12 protein-coding genes are annotated in these 15,157 nt (G+C 65.3%); 8 read left to right on the top strand and 4 right to left on the bottom strand.

The window, feature by feature from the left end; all coding sequences use genetic code 11:
- Nucleotides 1-114: 114 nt before the first annotated feature.
- Both EV666_RS09590 and EV666_RS09585 read right to left on the bottom strand, forming a co-directional pair.
- Nucleotides 115-1,275, bottom strand: coding sequence for an acyl-CoA dehydrogenase family protein (locus EV666_RS09590; RefSeq protein WP_132006703.1), 1,161 nt, complete (start codon nucleotides 1,273-1,275; stop codon nucleotides 115-117).
- A gap of 167 nt (nucleotides 1,276-1,442) precedes the next feature.
- Nucleotides 1,443-2,699, bottom strand: a complete 1,257-nt coding sequence (locus EV666_RS09585) for a PQQ-dependent sugar dehydrogenase (RefSeq protein ID WP_132006700.1) — start codon at nucleotides 2,697-2,699, stop codon at nucleotides 1,443-1,445.
- A 358-nt stretch (nucleotides 2,700-3,057) separates the two neighbouring features.
- Between EV666_RS09585 and ilvA the strand changes: the two genes are divergently transcribed.
- Nucleotides 3,058-4,320: a threonine ammonia-lyase IlvA gene (gene ilvA, locus EV666_RS09580; RefSeq protein WP_132006697.1), complete on the top strand. Its 1,263-nt coding sequence runs from the start codon at nucleotides 3,058-3,060 to the stop codon at nucleotides 4,318-4,320.
- 97 nt (nucleotides 4,321-4,417) lie between these two features.
- Here ilvA and EV666_RS09575 read toward each other — a convergent pair whose 3' ends face one another.
- The gene (locus EV666_RS09575; protein ID WP_132006694.1) at nucleotides 4,418-5,194 is read right to left on the bottom strand and encodes an enoyl-CoA hydratase; all 777 of its coding nucleotides are present in this window, start codon (nucleotides 5,192-5,194) and stop codon (nucleotides 4,418-4,420) included.
- Nucleotides 5,195-5,331: 137 nt separating this feature from the next.
- Between EV666_RS09575 and EV666_RS09570 the strand changes: the two genes are divergently transcribed.
- The 5 genes from EV666_RS09570 (at nucleotide 5,332) to repC (ending at nucleotide 10,664) form a co-directional block, all read left to right on the top strand.
- Nucleotides 5,332-6,408: a hypothetical protein gene (locus EV666_RS09570; RefSeq protein ID WP_132006691.1), complete on the top strand. Its 1,077-nt coding sequence runs from the start codon at nucleotides 5,332-5,334 to the stop codon at nucleotides 6,406-6,408.
- A gap of 86 nt (nucleotides 6,409-6,494) precedes the next feature.
- The gene (gene repA, locus EV666_RS09565) at nucleotides 6,495-7,709 is read left to right on the top strand and encodes a plasmid partitioning protein RepA (RefSeq protein WP_132006688.1); all 1,215 of its coding nucleotides are present in this window, start codon (nucleotides 6,495-6,497) and stop codon (nucleotides 7,707-7,709) included.
- A complete protein-coding gene (gene repB, locus EV666_RS09560) occupies nucleotides 7,709-8,737 on the top strand; it encodes a plasmid partitioning protein RepB (RefSeq protein WP_132006685.1) in 1,029 nt (342 codons plus the stop codon). The genes repA and repB overlap by 1 nt, the downstream gene beginning before the upstream one ends.
- 32 nt (nucleotides 8,738-8,769) lie before the next feature.
- Nucleotides 8,770-8,910 carry a hypothetical protein gene (locus EV666_RS18195; RefSeq protein WP_165909958.1) on the top strand — a complete coding sequence of 47 codons (141 nt, stop codon included), beginning with the start codon at nucleotides 8,770-8,772 and terminating at the stop codon, nucleotides 8,908-8,910.
- Nucleotides 8,911-9,257: 347 nt separating this feature from the next.
- Entirely contained in the window at nucleotides 9,258-10,664 is a 1,407-nt protein-coding gene (gene repC / locus EV666_RS09555) for a plasmid replication protein RepC (RefSeq protein ID WP_132006682.1), read from the top strand.
- 104 nt (nucleotides 10,665-10,768) lie between these two features.
- On the opposite strand, the gene EV666_RS09550 is transcribed toward repC, so the two are convergent.
- Complete coding sequence (locus EV666_RS09550) at nucleotides 10,769-11,905, bottom strand: HPP family protein (RefSeq protein ID WP_132006679.1); 1,137 nt, start codon at nucleotides 11,903-11,905, stop codon at nucleotides 10,769-10,771.
- Between the two features lie 333 nt (nucleotides 11,906-12,238).
- Here EV666_RS09550 and EV666_RS09545 point away from each other — a divergent pair, with 333 nt between their 5' ends.
- Together EV666_RS09545 and EV666_RS09540 are read left to right on the top strand one after the other, a co-directional pair.
- The gene (locus tag EV666_RS09545; protein ID WP_165909957.1) at nucleotides 12,239-12,649 is read left to right on the top strand and encodes a DUF2946 family protein; all 411 of its coding nucleotides are present in this window, start codon (nucleotides 12,239-12,241) and stop codon (nucleotides 12,647-12,649) included.
- Nucleotides 12,650-12,865: 216 nt separating this feature from the next.
- Complete coding sequence (locus EV666_RS09540) at nucleotides 12,866-15,013, top strand: TonB-dependent receptor family protein (protein ID WP_132006673.1); 2,148 nt, start codon at nucleotides 12,866-12,868, stop codon at nucleotides 15,011-15,013.
- Nucleotides 15,014-15,157 lie beyond the last annotated feature (144 nt).

The following is a 15,157-nucleotide window of genomic DNA, read 5'->3' as shown; positions in this document are numbered from 1 at the left end:
TCAGCGTCTCTGGTAAAATCCGGCTTACCGGAGACGTCTCATCCCGTTGAAATAACCTGCTTTTCTGACGACAGGGGGCGCTGTTTTTTCTGAAAACCCGCCCAGGCTCCGCCGTCAGTCCAGCATGCTGCTGTAGCGATCCGAAAATACGTCGCGGCCGATAATCAGCCGCATCACTTCCGAGCTGCCGGCGAGAATGCGGTTGATGCGGGCGTCCGTGAACATGCGGCTGATCGGGAACTCGTCCATGAAACCGGCGCCGCCATGCAACTGCACGCCGAGGTCCAGCATCTTCCACTCGATCTCGCTGGCCATCATCTTGGCCTTGGCCGCCATATTGGCGTTGAGGCGGCCTTCGTTCAGCGCCTTGACGCAGTGGTCAACATAAACCTGAATCAGATCGATCTCGGCGTCCATTTCCGCCATGCGAAACTGGGTGTTCTGCTGGTCAGCCAGGGTCTTGCCGAACAGCTTGCGATCCATGCAATAGGCGCGGGTGAGATCAAAGGCGCGACGGGCATTGGCCGAGGCGCCGACGGCGGAGATCAGACGCTCCTCGGCCAGACCTTCCATCAGCTGGTAGAAACCGCGACCGGCGACGCCGAGCACATTGGCCTTGGGAACCTTCACATCGTGGAAGAACAGCTCCGCGGTGTCCTGCGCCGGCATGCCCATTTTCTTCAGGTTGCGGCCGCGCTCAAAGCCTTCCATGCCGCGCTCGACAATCAGCAGCACCATGGAATGGCGCTCGGTAGCGCTGCCAAGCTTGGCGGCGACGATCACCACATCGGCGTTCAACCCATTGGAAATATAGGTCTTCGAACCGTTGAGCACGTAGTGATCGCCGGCGTCGACGGCGGTGCTGCGCATGCCGGCGAGATCGGAGCCGGCGCCCGGTTCAGTCATGGCGATCGCCAGGATGGTGTCGCCGCTGACGCACTTCGGCAGGAAGCGCTCCTTCTGCTCCTCGGTGCCAAAACGTTCAAAATAGGTGCCGACAAGGCGGCTGTGCAGGGTGTTGAACCACTCGTGGCAACCGACGCGCGCGGTTTCCTCGATGATGATCTGCTCATAGCGGAAGTCGGAATCGCCCATACCGCCGTATTTTTCTTCCGGCCAGATCATCAGGAAGCCGAGGTCGCCAGCCCTCTTGAAAGCCGAGCGATCAACAATGCCGGCTTCACGCCATGCGTCCATGTTCGGCGCAATCTCGGTCTCTAGGAACTTGCGATAGGACTGGCGGAACAGGTTCTGTTCTTCGGTGAAACGCGACATGGGTGCTTCCTCAACCACCGGCCCCGGCCCCGGCCATGGGCATGCCAAATGGTTGCGTGGCCGGACCGGTCTGACGACGATGACCGGTGGAAACGATTCCACCGGCGACTGTCGTCAGATAGAGCGATAAGAGGCTTCGCCGCAATGGCCGAAGCAACGGGATTGTATCAGGGCGCTGGCGTAACGCGGATGATCTCCCCATCATTGGCGTCCGTCAGCAGCATGATGGCGCCGTCGCGGGCGACGCGTACATCGCGCACGCGGCCAATGCCTTTCAGGTAGCGCGCCTCGCCGGTGACCTTGCCGTCCCTCAGGGTGAGCCGCACCAGGGTTTCATCGCGCAGGGCGCCGATGAGAGCGCTGCCGCGCCATGTGGGAAACAGCTTGCCGTCATAAAACGCCAGGCCGCTGGGAGCGATAACCGGGTCCCAGTAATAGACCGGCTGTTCCATGCCCTCCTGCGAGGTGCGCCCCTCCCCCACCTTCTGCCCGCTATACTCGACGCCATAGGTGATGATCGGCCAGCCATGGTTGCGGCCAGCCTGCGGCCGGTTGAGCTCATCGCCGCCACGCGGCCCGTGCTCCACCGTCCAGAGCGCGCCATCAGGTCCGATGGCGGCGGATTGCAGGTTGCGGTGGCCCCAGGACCAGATTTCCGGGCGTCCGCCAGGGATGTGCGGATTGCCCCTGGCCGGCCCGCCTTCCGGATCGAGGCGCACCACCTTGCCAAGCAGCGCCGTCACATCCTGCGCCAGCTTGCGCGGCTCGTTATGGGAGCGCTCGCCGGTGGTCACGAACAGGGCGCCATCGGGCGCGAACGCCAGCCGGGAGCCAAAATGCAGCGTCGATTTCCACGGCGGCTCCTGCCGGAAGATCACGCGCACATCCGACATGGCGGCGCCATCGGGCGACAGCACGCCGGTCGCGACCGCCGTGGCGTTGGTCCCGCCGCCACGCGGCTCGGCGAAGCTCCACCAGACGCGGCGGGTTCCGGCAAAATCGTCGCGCACCGCCACATCGAGCAAACCGCCCTGCCCTCGCGCATCAACCGCCGGCAAACCTTTCACCGGCGGCGAAACAGCGCCATCGGCGCTGACAATGCGGAGCCTGCCTGGCCGCTCCGTCACCAGCCACCGTCCATCAGGCAATTCCGCCATGCCCCACGGATGCTCAAGACTTGACGCGATCACCCGGGTTTGCAGGCGGACATCGTCCTTGATGACAGGCGCGCGGGTCTGGTTGGGGAACGCCGGCGTTTGTCCGCGGGCATTGGGCCGTGCGGCGTTGAAATCCCGCGCGATGCCGCGTTGGGAGGCCAGATCCCACACCTGTTCGCCTGCATCTCCGGCCTGGGCGGCGGCAAATGCGCCATGGCATGGCAGGCCCACCATGACCACCGCCGCGATAACCACGGCCCGGACCATGACGGAAATCCGCTTGTTCTTTACCCTGGGGGACGATGCGGGGTCTGGACGCCGCCACGTGGGCAGATTGGCGTTTTGCCTCATGTTTCTGTCCTCCCTCTCAGGTCCTGCCGGCGGCTGGAACCCGCATTTTCTGGCCGCGTATGCGATACGATATGGGGCCAGTCACAGTGCGGGCAACCGTCAGCCCGCCATTGCTTTTTGTCAGTGTTCGTTAACCTTTCGTTAACCTTGTAGCGACGCGACTGACGCCGGGATCGCGCCCATGGACCTCAGCGCCTCCGCCTTGATATGCCACACATTCGGGCGCAAAACGCTGCGTCCAGATTTCTCCGACCATCCTGACAGGAGTGCGCGCATGACGCTATCAGAGGCCAGCTTCCGGCAGGGCGTCGCCGAGGCGGCAGCCGAATTGCGGGCGCTGTTTCCCCCGACGCCGCTTCAATTCAACGCCCACCTGTCCCGCCGGTACGGCGCGCGCATTTTCCTGAAACGCGAAGACCTGACGCCAGTGCGCTCCTACAAGCTGCGCGGCGCGTTCAACTTCATGCGCAAGCGGCGCGCCGCGGGCGGCGCCCATCTTTCGTTTTGCGCTGCTTCCGCTGGCAATCACGCCCAGGGCTTTGCGTTCGCCTGCCGTCACTTTGGGGCTCATGGCCGCATTTTCATGCCGGTGACGACGCCGCAACAGAAAATCGACAAGACACGCATGTTCGGCGGCGACGCCATCGAGATTGAACTGGTCGGCGATTTTTTTGATGATTGCTACCGGGCAGCCCAGCAGTTTGCCGGACGAACAGGCGCCATCATGGCCCCGCCTTTTGATGACCCCGACATCATTGAAGGGCAGGCAACCCTGGCCCTGGAAGCGGACCGCCAGGTCGCCGGGATGCCGGTTGACCTGATGCTCCTGCCGGTGGGCGGCGCCGGCTTGGCCGCCGGCGTAGCCGGCTACTGGCGCGGCGCGACGGAAGCGCCAAAACTCATCTTTGTGGAGCCCGCCGGCGCCGCAAGCCTGAAGGCAAGCCTCTCGGCCGGAGAACGCGTTCGCCTCTCGCATATCGACGGCTTCGTCGACGGCGCGGCCGTCGCGGAGATTGGCGCGCTTCCCTTCGATATGCTGCGAAATTTTTCGGCTGACGACGTTCTGACCCCGCCCGAGGGCCGCATCTGCCAGACCATGCTGGAAATGCTGAATGTGGAAGGCATCGTGCTTGAGCCTGCCGGCGCCCTGACAACCGCCGCGCTTCACGACATCCGGGACGAGATCTACGGCAAGACCGTCGTACTGGTTGTTTCCGGCGGCAACTTCGATTTCGAGCGCCTGCAGGACGTCAAGGAGCGGGCCCTGCGCTTTGAAGGCCGCAAGAAATATTTCATTCTTCGTCTGCCGCAGCGGCCCGGCGCCCTGCGGGACTTCCTAAACCTGCTCGGGCCTGAGGATGACATCACGCGCTTCGAGTATCTGAAGAAATCGGCGCGGGAATTTGGCTCGATCCTCATCGGCATCGAAACCACTCAGGCCGGCAATTTTGAGAGCCTGTACCGGCAGCTCGAACTGGCCGGAATGCCATACCAGGACATCACCGACGCCCCGATGATCGCAGACTTGCTTATCTGAGCGGCGTGTGTTGGGAGCTCCCAACGCAGCCGATTCGTCACAAAAAAGGCGCCGGCGGGACATGCCCGCCGGCGCCTTTTTCAATTCGCACGCCTGTTTACTGGGTGCGGCCCCGGGCCAGCACTGCGCCGCGCCGCGCTTCCACATCCTCGGGCTTCACCGCCTGGTTGTTCTTCGTCGAAATCTCCGCCTCCAGAGCCATGGCGTCGGTGAACGACAGCCGGAAGCCGTCATCAATCAGCTTTTTCATACGGCCCATCATGCCGGGCTCGATCTGGGCCATGTCAGCCGCAAGCCTGCGCGCCGCCGGAAGCAGTTCCTCAGCCGGAACCACCCGGTTCACCAGCCCCCAGCGTTCCGCGGTCTGGGCGTCAAGAAAATTGCCGGACAACGACAGTTCTTTCGCCCGGTACAGGCCAATCAACCGCGACAATTTCTGCGACAGACCCCAGCCAGGCATGATGCCGACGCGGGCGTGCGTATCGGCGAAGCGGGCATTCTCCGAAGCGATCAGCACGTCGCAGGCCAGGGCCAGTTCAAACCCGCCCGTGATGGCGACGCCATTGATGGCGCCGATAACCGGCTTCACGCAAGTTTCAATGGCCTTCACCGGGTTCATGTCAGCCGTGGTGGCGTTGGCGGCGCCCAGGGCGGAGGCGTCGCTGCCCAGTTCCTTCAGGTCGAGGCCAGCGGTAAAGGCGCGGTTGCCGGCCCCCGTCAAAATCACCACCCTGACCTCGCTGTCAGCGTTGATCGCCTTCACGGCCTCGGCCAGCTCGGCGCGAAGGGCGCGGGAGAGGGCGTTCATGGCGTCAGGGCGGTTCAGGGTAATCGTCGCGACGCCGTCGGACTTTTCGACAAGAAGGTTGGACATTTCGGCTCCCTATGCGTGCTTGTGAACGATTGACGAATAACCTGAAACCGCCGGCAAAAGAAAGCTGGACGCACCACACGCAATGGCATGTATAATCCACGCGCTACAACCAAAGCTGTGAGGGGAGGGGGGCGCACATGGATCTCGCCATCATGCTGGCCGCCATATCATTATGGGGCCTGATCCAGGGCGGCATGCTGATCTACCGGTGGAACCGCACGCCAGAGAGCCGGGATTTATGGTGGTCTGGCATCGGCATCCTCATTGTCGGATTCGGCGCGGGCCTTTCCGGCGCGCGATATTTCGACGCCTCGTTCTTCACCACCATCGTCGCGGCAAATGTGGCCATGATCACCGGCATCGCCTGCATGGCGCAGGCCGTGCGGGCCGCGGACGGAAAATCACCGGCGTGGCTGGAAATCATCCTGCCCGGCGCCGTCTGGAGCCTCGCCTGCATGTCGGAACATTTCCAGCAGTCGGCCCAGCAGCGACTCGTGCTTTTTTCCTTGCTATGCGCCGCGCCCGCCGTCCTCGCCAGCTATTCGCTGATCCGTGGCGGGCTGGCGCTCAGCGGGCGAAAAGTGTGGCTAACCCTATGGATTTTCATCGTAATTTCGACACTTGTCCGCGGCATCGACACCCCCCGCGTGCTTGAGGGGCTGGAGAACCGGTACGCGGCGTCGGCGTGGCATGTCATCTATTTCATCATGGTGGCGGCCTCGGTCGTCGGCGTCGGTTATGTCAATCTGGCGCTTTCCGACGCCCTGCCGCGTCTCAGCACGTTCATGGACCGCCTCCAGGCGCGAATGTCGCGGGGCCGTCCCGCCCCCGGCGGACATCCGCCCGCGGCCGGCGCCCTCTGGTCGCTGCGGCTGGACAGGCTGTTCATGGGGCGCGCGCTTGTTCAGGAATTCATCGCGCAGGATATCGATGACCTTGCCCGGGCGCTGACGGCGGCAGGTCCAGGTCTGGTCGAAGTGCGCCGCGCAGGGGTTGATCGTCTGATCTGGGTAACGGGACAGGACGGAGGGTCAGCGACGCAACATTACCAGACAATCCTGGACACCCTGACCGGGATCGCGGCGCGGCCGACCTTTCCGCGCCTCGCCATGAGCTTCGGCTTTACGGCCCTTTCCGGCGCGGATCTGTTGCAGGCGGCGGCGGCGGCCGACCGTAATGCTGTTCGCATCCGCTCCAGAAGCCGCAGCGCTTAACGTCTCGTTAACCCATTCGTCATTGACGGGTCTTACGAATCCAATCAGGCTACGCAAAATTATCCAGCAGCGGTATTTTGGCGTAGATGAGCACTGTAACGGAAAATTCCGCTCAACAGCGAAACGTGACCGGTTCGATCGACGAACTGATCGACGAACACGCGCGGGTGCTTTCTTCGCAGCTTCACACGCTGCGCTCCCGGCTGTTTTCGCCGGCAACGGAAAAGGAGCTGCGCCTGTTCAGCTCCCCCGAGGCGGCGCGGCTGATCGGCGTCACCGACGCTTACCTGCGCCAGCTGGCGCGGGCCGGGGAGGGCCCGGAGGCCGAGCGCGGCCCGGGGGGCCGCCGGCTTTACAGCCTGCCGCAGATCAATCAAATTCGCCGGCTTCTCAGTCAGCATAAGCCGGCTTACCTTCCTGGCCGCGTCGGTCAGGAGCATTTGCAGGTCATCGCCGTCACCAATTTCAAGGGCGGCTCGGGCAAGACCACCGTCAGCGTGCATCTGGCGCAATATCTGGCGATGCGCGGCTATCGCGTGCTGGCGGTCGATCTCGATCCCCAGGCCAGCCTGTCGGCCCTGTTCGGCTACCAGCCCGAGTTCGATATCCGGCCCAACGAGACCCTGTACGGCGCGATCCGTTACGACGACCAGCGCCGTCCGCTGCGGGACATCATCCGCAGCACCTATTTCGACGGGCTTGATCTGGTTCCGGCCAACCTGGAGCTGCATGAGTATGAGCACGAAACGCCGCTGATGCTCACCTCGGGCGAGCGCAGCGACGGCCTGTTCTTCGCCCGGGTCGCCCAGGCGCTGGGAACGGTGGACCAGGATTATGACGTGGTGGTCATCGACTGCCCGCCGCAGCTTGGTTTTCTCACCCTTGGAGCCCTGTGCGCGGCCACGGGCGTGCTGATCACCATTCACCCCCAGATGCTCGACGTCGCCTCCATGTCGCAGTTCCTGCAGATGACCGCGGGTCTGCTCGGCGTCGTGCGGCGGGCGGGCGGCAATCTGGAGTATGATTTCCTGCGGTATTGCATCACCCGCTTCGAGCCGAACGACGGCCCCCAGGCCCAGGTCGTCGGCTTCCTGCGCAACCTGTTTGGCGATCAGGTGCTGACCCAGACGGCGCTGAAGACGACGGCGGTGACCGAGGCGGGTCTGCGCAAGCAGACGATTTATGAGATCAGCCGCGACCAGATCAACCGGCAAACCTATGAACGGGCGCTGGAATCCTTCGATCTGGTCAATGGCGAAATTGAAAGTCTGATCCGCGCGAGCTGGCGGAGGGCAGGTTGATGAGCCGGAAGAACACCCTTGCAGATCTGATGAAGGCCGCGCCGGATCCGGCGCCGCAACCGCTGTCCCGGGGGGCGGCTGGCGGCTCCGCCTCACTCGGCGCGCCGGTGGGATCGGGCGCCCTGCGCGCCATGGGCCTGTCGCTCGAAAAGCTTTCCGCCGACGCCGGCAAGGCGCGGGATCTGGAAGCGATGATCGCCGCGGGCGACCGGGTGGTCGAGCTTGATCCGACGCTGATCGACGGTTCGTTCGTGCGCGACCGCATTGGCGAGGAAGCAACGGCTGACGCGTCGTTCGACAGCCTGATGCAGAGCATTTCCGAGCAGGGCCAGCAGGTGCCAATTCTGGTGCGCCCGCTGGGCGACAGCGGCCGCTATCAGGTTGCCTACGGCCATCGCCGCCTGCGCGCCGTGGCCCGTCTTGGCGGCAAGGTCCGGGCCATTGTCCGGCCGCTGAGCGATGTGGAGCTGGTCATTGCCCAGGCGCGGGAAAACCTCGAGCGCCGTGACCTCAGCTATATTGAAAAGGCCATGTTCGCGCGGCGGCTGGAAGAGCAGTTCGACCGCCCGACGCTGATGGCGGCGCTGGGAGTCGACAAGGCGGACCTGTCGCGGCTGCTGACGCTGGCGGCCTCGCTGCCGCCCGACATCGTCAACGCCATCGGGCCGGCGCCACGCGCCGGCCGGCCGCGCTGGAGCCGTCTGGCCGCCATTCTCACGGAGCCGTACGCCCAGGAGCGTTTCGCCGCGCTGGCCGCGAGCGCTGAATTCCGCGCGGCGGCGAGCGACAGGCGCTTCACCATGGCCCTGGACGTCCTGTCGCGCGAGACGCCGGCGCAGGCATCGCCCATGGCGGCGGATGGCGCGCTTGAGGTGTCCGCCCCATCTGGCGCGCCCCTGGCGAGACTGGAGCCTGGCCGGGAAGGCGGGCGTCTGGTTTTCGCCAATGAAGCGTTCAGCGCCTTCGTGCGCGAGAAACTGCCGGAACTGGCGCGCGTGTTCGCGGAGATGCAGCGCGCGGGCCTCTAGGGTGCTTTCACGAACAGTGGCGCTCACTGTTCATGCAAAAGGTGCGCAAGATGAAAGGGATGGGGCTTGTTGTGAACCGGCTTCACGTCAAGGCCCCTGGCATTTTCCGGCAAGGCAAACCCGCATTGCCGGAAAACGGCGCGCACCCCGGCAAGGGGGCGAACGTCCGGTGATCCAGACGGACATATTGTCCGGCAGGTGAAATCCGGCCGCCGCCCACACAGCATGGCGGCCAGCGCTTGCGGAGAACCGCCCTGCGCATGATCCGCCCCCCGGCGCGAGCGCCAGGCGGGCAGTGATTTCAGGGAACCGGTGGCCACAAACCGCTGGCCCACAGCAACCGGCGCCGGCAACGGACGCCACAACAGGAGAGAGCGGCAAAGAAAAAGGCCCCCGAAACGATGTTCCGGAAGCCCTTCTCATTGGTCTGACAACCTGAGAATCGCACTTCCGAAAATTGCAGTCAAGAGCATGACGTCGCTTTGGCGGTCGATTTCCCACGCCCCGAAGGCAGGGAACAATGACGCACCATGCTTTGACGACGCCTTTTGGGCGGCGAACGATGTCGCTCGCCATGGCGGCGAGCCAGATTGCGACGCAACATGCGGCGGCGGACAGCGCCGTGCACAAATGGCAGGTGTTTCGCGCCATCTGCGAGGCCCGCGAGATGCTTGGTCCATCGGACCGGTCGCTTGTGGTTCTGAACGCGCTGCTGACCTTCCTGCCAGAAACGGTGATGACGCCCGGGGTTAACCTTGTCGTCTTTCCGTCAAACGCACAACTTGCCGCCCGGGCTCACGGCATGGCGCCGGCGACGTTGCGCCGCCACCTGGCCGTGCTGGTGCAGACGGGGCTGATTATCCGCCGCGACAGTCCCAACGGCAAACGGTACGCCCGCAAGGGTCGCGAGGGCCTGATCGAAACAGCCTACGGGTTCGACCTCTCGCCCCTCGTGGCGCGGGCGGACGAATTCAGCGCCCTGGCCGCTGACGTGGCCGCACGTCGCCGGCAACGCCAGCTGCTGCGCGAACGCATCACCATTGCCCGGCGTGATTGCGCGAAATTGCTGGAAACCGGCGCACCCCACTGTGACGTCCAGACGTGGGAAGCGTTCCATGTCCGCTACCGACAGCTTGCCGCCAGCCCGGCGCGCTCCGCCTGTGTGGAGCTGCTGGACCTTCTCGCCTCCAGTCTTGCCGCCCTGAGGGACGATATTGCCGCGGAGCTCGGGAAGTTTCTGAAAGAGCAGCAAATTTCAGAAAAAATGAGCGGCAGTGAATCCCAAACTGGGCGGCACATACAGAATTCAGATAAAGAAATCCTGTATATTGAAGAACCATCCCAGCGCTCTCAACTGAACAACACTTCTTGGGGCAACACTGCTCCAATCGAGCTGGCCACCGTTCTGGAAGCCTGCCCGGACATCCATGATTTCGCCACCAGCCCGATCAACAGCTGGCGCGAGCTGCATGGCGCCGCCGCCATCGCCCGCGCTGCCATGGGCATCAGCCCGGACATCTGGAACGCCTTCCGTCAACAGGCAGGCGGTGACCAGGCGGCAACCGTCATCGCCGCCATATTGCAGCGGCGGGACCGTATCAGCCGACCAGGCGGTTATCTGCGCAACCTGAACGACAGGCTGCGGGCGGGGCAGTTTTCAGCAAGGCCCATGCTGCTGGCGCTGGCCCGCGAACGGATGGGACGCTTGCCAGGCGACCCCAGCCAGAACCAGCGCCGGAGTCAGACTCCTGACAAGACGCCCGGCCAGATCCCAGGCCAGATCCCAGGTCAAATCCTTGATCAAATCCTTGATCAAACCCCTGGCCGTAGCCAGGACCGGGATGAGACCCGCGATCAAACGCGGCCCCGGCCATTTGCCCCGATCCCGCCGGGTTTGACGCGCCTGCAAGCGGCGGCCTGTCCATGAGGGAAACGCGCCGTTCGAGGCGAAAACGCCGCTGTGTGGCCGCCATGACGTCATCGCGACGCCTGGGGCCGGTGAAAACGTCCGCCCGCGAGGCGCGACGCCGGTCAGTTGTTGTGGCTCACCGCCCGGGCCATGGCCCACAGGAGATCAGTCTGGGTCACCAGGCCAATGGCGTGCTCGTCATCGTCAACGATAACGGCGGCGTGCCCACGGCCATCCGTCAGGATGGGCAGAAGCTCGGCGACCGGCGTTTCGGGACGGGCGATGGCGGCGGTTGTCATCACGTCGCCCACGGGGGTGTCCGCAGCGGCGCCTGCGACGGGCGCGGCGCTTTCCCGCGCCGCATAGAGGGTGGCGATTTCGCGCAGGCCAATGGAGCCGACGATATGTTTCCTGCGATCGAGTACGGGAAGCATGCGGATATTGTGCGCCAGCAGCAGTTCGCGCGCGGCGCTGACGGGCATGTCCGGCGTGATGCTGAAGATGTCCCGGGACATGATGCTGGCGCAGCGGATGTCGGGGCTGGATCGCGCGACGGCGGCCAGTTCTGCCTGGCGGACGAGGCGAAGCAGGTCATCCCGGTCGATGTCATAGCTGGCGTCGAGGCTGGCCAGGGCAGCGTCGATATCAGCGGCGTCAACAACATTGCGCATGGCCGCTGGCGGGTCTTTCGAGCCATGGACGCCAGGCGGCGCCGCCTCGGGCTGGTGCGGATAGCGCCGCCCCATCATGCGGTGAAACACCATGCCGCAGGCGAGCAGGACGCCAATGTTCAACAGGGCGGGCGCCAGCGACCGCCAGATATCCATCGCCGCCGCGTCCTTCATTGTCAGGGCCATCAGCAGCGCCATGGCGCCCCCTGGCGGATGCAGGCAGCGGCACAGGCTCATGGCGACGATGCCGACCGGCACGGCCATGGCGGCGATGACCGGACCGCTCCAGCCCAGCGCGCCGAACAGTTGCGCCAGCGCGACGCCAGCCAGTCCCCCCACCAGATTGCCGCCGAGCACCGGCCAGGGCTGGGCCAGCGGGCTGGTTGGCACGACGAAAACCAGCACCGCCGAAGCCGCAATAGGCCCGACAATGAACGGCAGGGACAGATCGCCGCCGACAATGAGGCGGGTCACGAGGCTGGCGAGGCCCATGCCGATCAGCGCGCCGGCGCAGGCAAGCAGCCGTTCACGCAAGGTGGCGCCGGCGATGATGGGTCTGAACAGCTGAAAGGGAGACCGGGCGGGCATCAAAAGGGTCCTGCCTGAAGCGCCAGGGACGGTTTGACGACCCTGGCCAGAAGACTGACGTTCTGGCGTTTCATGGAATGTCGGACTGGCCGGTGGACTAACGGGCCAGGTCAGGCGCCGGTCCGGGCGGGAAGCCCGCGCAGAGCCACATGGCGGCGCGCCGCCATGGCGCAAGGGCGGTTGCGTCACGCAAGGCAAGGCTGCCCAGGCCGTTCCGGCATTCTGGGGCGGGCGGCTGGCGCGCGTCCACAGCCTGTGGCGCGCGCATGCAGACGCTTGTCGTGGTCAACATGACATCCTATGCATCTTTTCATGGAACTCCGGGCCCGAAGCGTGGGGGCAGCCGGCCGCTTCGCGGCGTTGGTGATCCTCTATGCGTTTCTCGTCAAGACCGTGCTTGTGCTCGCGGCGCCGCTGGCGCCGGCGGGAACGCTTGCCGGCAGGGGAGCCGCCGGGTTCGTGGGCGCGGTGTTATGCCTGCCGTCCGTCGCGGCGGAGCGGGGGCCGGATGGCCAGGAGGCGTCCCGCGCTCCCGATGCGCCAGCCCACGCCCATGACGCCAGTTGCTGTGTGCTGCACTGCCAGCTGCAACTCGCCGTTCTTGCAACGTTGGTGTTTGCCGTGCTGGCGCTCCGGTTGCGGCCGGCGGAACAGGCATGGCGACCGTTTGTCTGGCGCGGCGCCGCCCGCAATCCCGCCGCGTGGCGATTTCAGGCGCGGGGACCGCCCCTGGGCGCAATCTGAGAGCCTGTTTCCTGCTGGCGGGGCGCGCCGACGTCGGCCGGCCGGGACCTGCAAGGGCTTTCGTTGTGCTGGCGCTGCCTGAACGGCAGGGCCTTTCCAGTCCATCACTGGCAAACGTTCGCGCGTCCGCAATGGCGCGCGTCGTCGCCGTCCCGATACCGGCCGGCGCGCCAACGCCAGCCGGTCATGCGCCGCCCGGGCGCAGGTAGCAGATCCATGCACTTTCTTTTTATCGCCGCGCGCCGCCGCGCGGCATGGCTGTTGGCGTCATCCGCCATCGCCGCGATCATCCAGGCGCCGTGCGGCCAGGCCGCCCTGGCGCAGACGGCGCCAGACGCCGCCGCCGACGTCGAATTGCCGCCGATTGACGTGAAGGGAGCGGAGCAGGGCTCCCTGACGGCGCCCGCCAATGAGGCGCTCGCGGCCGCCCTGGCGCGCCGCCCGTCAGCCGTCAGCCTTGTCGACGCCCGGACATTCGCCCACGGGTCGGCCCTGACCATGCGCGACATGCTGAAGGATACGCCCGGCGTCCAGACCGGTGAGCGCTACGGCCAGGAGCAGCGCCTGTCCATTCGCGGCGCCGGACTGGCGCGGGGTTACCACCTGCGCGGCGTTGAAGTGTTGCAGGACGGCATTCCCGTGAACAACGCCGATGGCAGCGGCTCCCTGTACCAGACCGATCCCCTGTCGGCCCGGGCCGTGGAGGTCTGGCGCGGCGGGGCCGCGCTAGCTTTTGGCTCCACCGTGCTTGGCGGCGCCGTCAATGTGGTGAGCGAGACGGCGCGCACCGCGCGCACGCCCAATCTGGCGCAGGTCGAGGCGGGTGGGGACGGCTTCCTGCGGGAGCATCTGAGGGTTTCGAAAGTCTCCGGCCCGGTTGACATGCTGGTCAGCGGTTCGTGGACCAGCTCGGACGGCTACCGCGATCATTCCGCCAGCATCTACCGGCAGTTTAACGCCAACCTCGGCTGGGAAATCAGCGACCGGGTCGAGACGCGGTTCTACCTTGGCTATTTCGATACACGCCAGAAGCTGCCAGGCTCCCTGTCGCTGTATGATGCGCTGCACGCGCCCCGCAAGGCGTCGCTGGCGGCGGTGACGGGCAACCAGTCGCGCGAGGAGCGGGCGTTCCGCATCGCCAACACCACCACGGTGCAGCTCGACGCCGGGCAGTTCGACCTGTCGACATGGGCGATCCGCAAGACCCTCGATCATCCGATCTTCCAGGTTCTCGCCCAGGACGGCTGGACCTGGGGTGTCTCGCCCCGCTACGCGCAGCGCTTTAGCCTGGGCGGCTTTGACAATGAGCTGGTGGTTGGCGCGCGACTGTCGGGCGGTTCGACAGATGCGAAACAGTATGTGAACCTGGCCGGGCGACGCGGCGCCCTGACGGTCAGCGGCGTCCAGGACGCCTTAAACCTCGAGGCATGGGCGGAAAACAATCTGTGGCTGACGCGGGAGTTGGCCCTCGTGGCGGGCGTCAAGGCCTTCAACAGCCTGCGGGAATACAGCCAGCCCTATAACGCGGCGCTGCGCCCCTCCTGGGCCGCGCGCGACGACAGCGCCCGCTATGCCGGCGTCAATCCGAAGATCGGCCTGCTCTGGCGCGTGACGCCGGACGTGCAGCTGTTCGCCAATCTGACGCGGAGCGTCGATGCGCCGGATTTCACCGACCTGACCCAGACATTCGCGGGAACCACGGTATTCACGCCGCTGCGCGCCCAGAAAGCCTGGACAGCCGAGGCCGGGATGCGCGGGGCCATGGGGCCGGTGGCATGGGAGGCGACCTTCTACCGCTCGGCCATTCGCGACGAGATGCTGGCCTACACCGTGAACCCGTCGATTCCGGCCAATGTCTTCAACGCGCCGCGCACGACGCATCAGGGCGTCGAGCTGGCCGCCAGCGTTGATCTCTTCCGGGCCATGGGGTTTGACGCGTCCGGCTCCCGGCTGGTTCTGCGTCAGGCGTGGACATGGAATGATTTCCGCTTCGATCGCGATCCGGTCTATGGCGACAACCGCTTGGCCGGCGCGCCGGAGCATGTCCTGCGCACGTCGCTGTCGTGGCGGCGCTTCGACGGGTTCTACGTGACGCCGTCGATCGACTGGGTTCCGGCCGGCGCCTGGGCTGACTACGCCAACACCCTGAAAACGCCAGGCTACGTGCTGCTCAACCTTGAAGCCGGGCTGGAGGCGGATGAAGGTCTGAGCTTTTTCATCGACGCCCGCAATCTCGCCAACCGTCGCCATGTTTCGGACCTGTCAACCATCGCCAATGCGGCCACGGCGCCGGCGAGCGGGGTCGCGGTGTTCTATCCAGGCTCCGGGCGCACGGTGCGCGTCGGCGCGCGCTACGCGTTCTAGCCACGGGCGCCGGCCAGGACCTGTCAAGTCCTGGCCTGAGCTGTCAATTCCCGGCGGATGTCACGAAAATACATGTTTGCGGTTCAAAATGCCGTTCCGGACGCCCTGGGGCGTCCGGACGTGCGCTTGCGCACATTGGCGACC

The sequence above is a fragment of the Camelimonas lactis genome (assembly GCF_004342915.1).
Lineage (GTDB): Bacteria > Pseudomonadota > Alphaproteobacteria > Rhizobiales > Beijerinckiaceae > Camelimonas > Camelimonas lactis.
This window is presented reverse-complemented; position numbering and strand designations above follow the sequence as displayed.

Coding starts and splice junctions, on each gene's coding strand:
- ilvA (WP_132006697.1), top strand. CDS start 3,058: ATGACGCTATCAGAGGCCAGCTTCCGGCAGGGCGTCGCCGAGGCGGCA.
- EV666_RS09540 (WP_132006673.1), top strand. CDS start 12,866: ATGCACTTTCTTTTTATCGCCGCGCGCCGCCGCGCGGCATGGCTGTTG.
- EV666_RS09590 (WP_132006703.1), bottom strand. CDS start 1,275: ATGTCGCGTTTCACCGAAGAACAGAACCTGTTCCGCCAGTCCTATCGC.
- EV666_RS09550 (WP_132006679.1), bottom strand. CDS start 11,905: ATGCCCGCCCGGTCTCCCTTTCAGCTGTTCAGACCCATCATCGCCGGC.
- repA (WP_132006688.1), top strand. CDS start 6,495: ATGAGCACTGTAACGGAAAATTCCGCTCAACAGCGAAACGTGACCGGT.
- EV666_RS09570 (WP_132006691.1), top strand. CDS start 5,332: ATGGATCTCGCCATCATGCTGGCCGCCATATCATTATGGGGCCTGATC.
- EV666_RS18195 (WP_165909958.1), top strand. CDS start 8,770: ATGCAAAAGGTGCGCAAGATGAAAGGGATGGGGCTTGTTGTGAACCGG.
- EV666_RS09575 (WP_132006694.1), bottom strand. CDS start 5,194: ATGTCCAACCTTCTTGTCGAAAAGTCCGACGGCGTCGCGACGATTACC.
- EV666_RS09585 (WP_132006700.1), bottom strand. CDS start 2,699: ATGGTCCGGGCCGTGGTTATCGCGGCGGTGGTCATGGTGGGCCTGCCA.
- repC (WP_132006682.1), top strand. CDS start 9,258: ATGACGCACCATGCTTTGACGACGCCTTTTGGGCGGCGAACGATGTCG.
- repB (WP_132006685.1), top strand. CDS start 7,709: ATGAGCCGGAAGAACACCCTTGCAGATCTGATGAAGGCCGCGCCGGAT.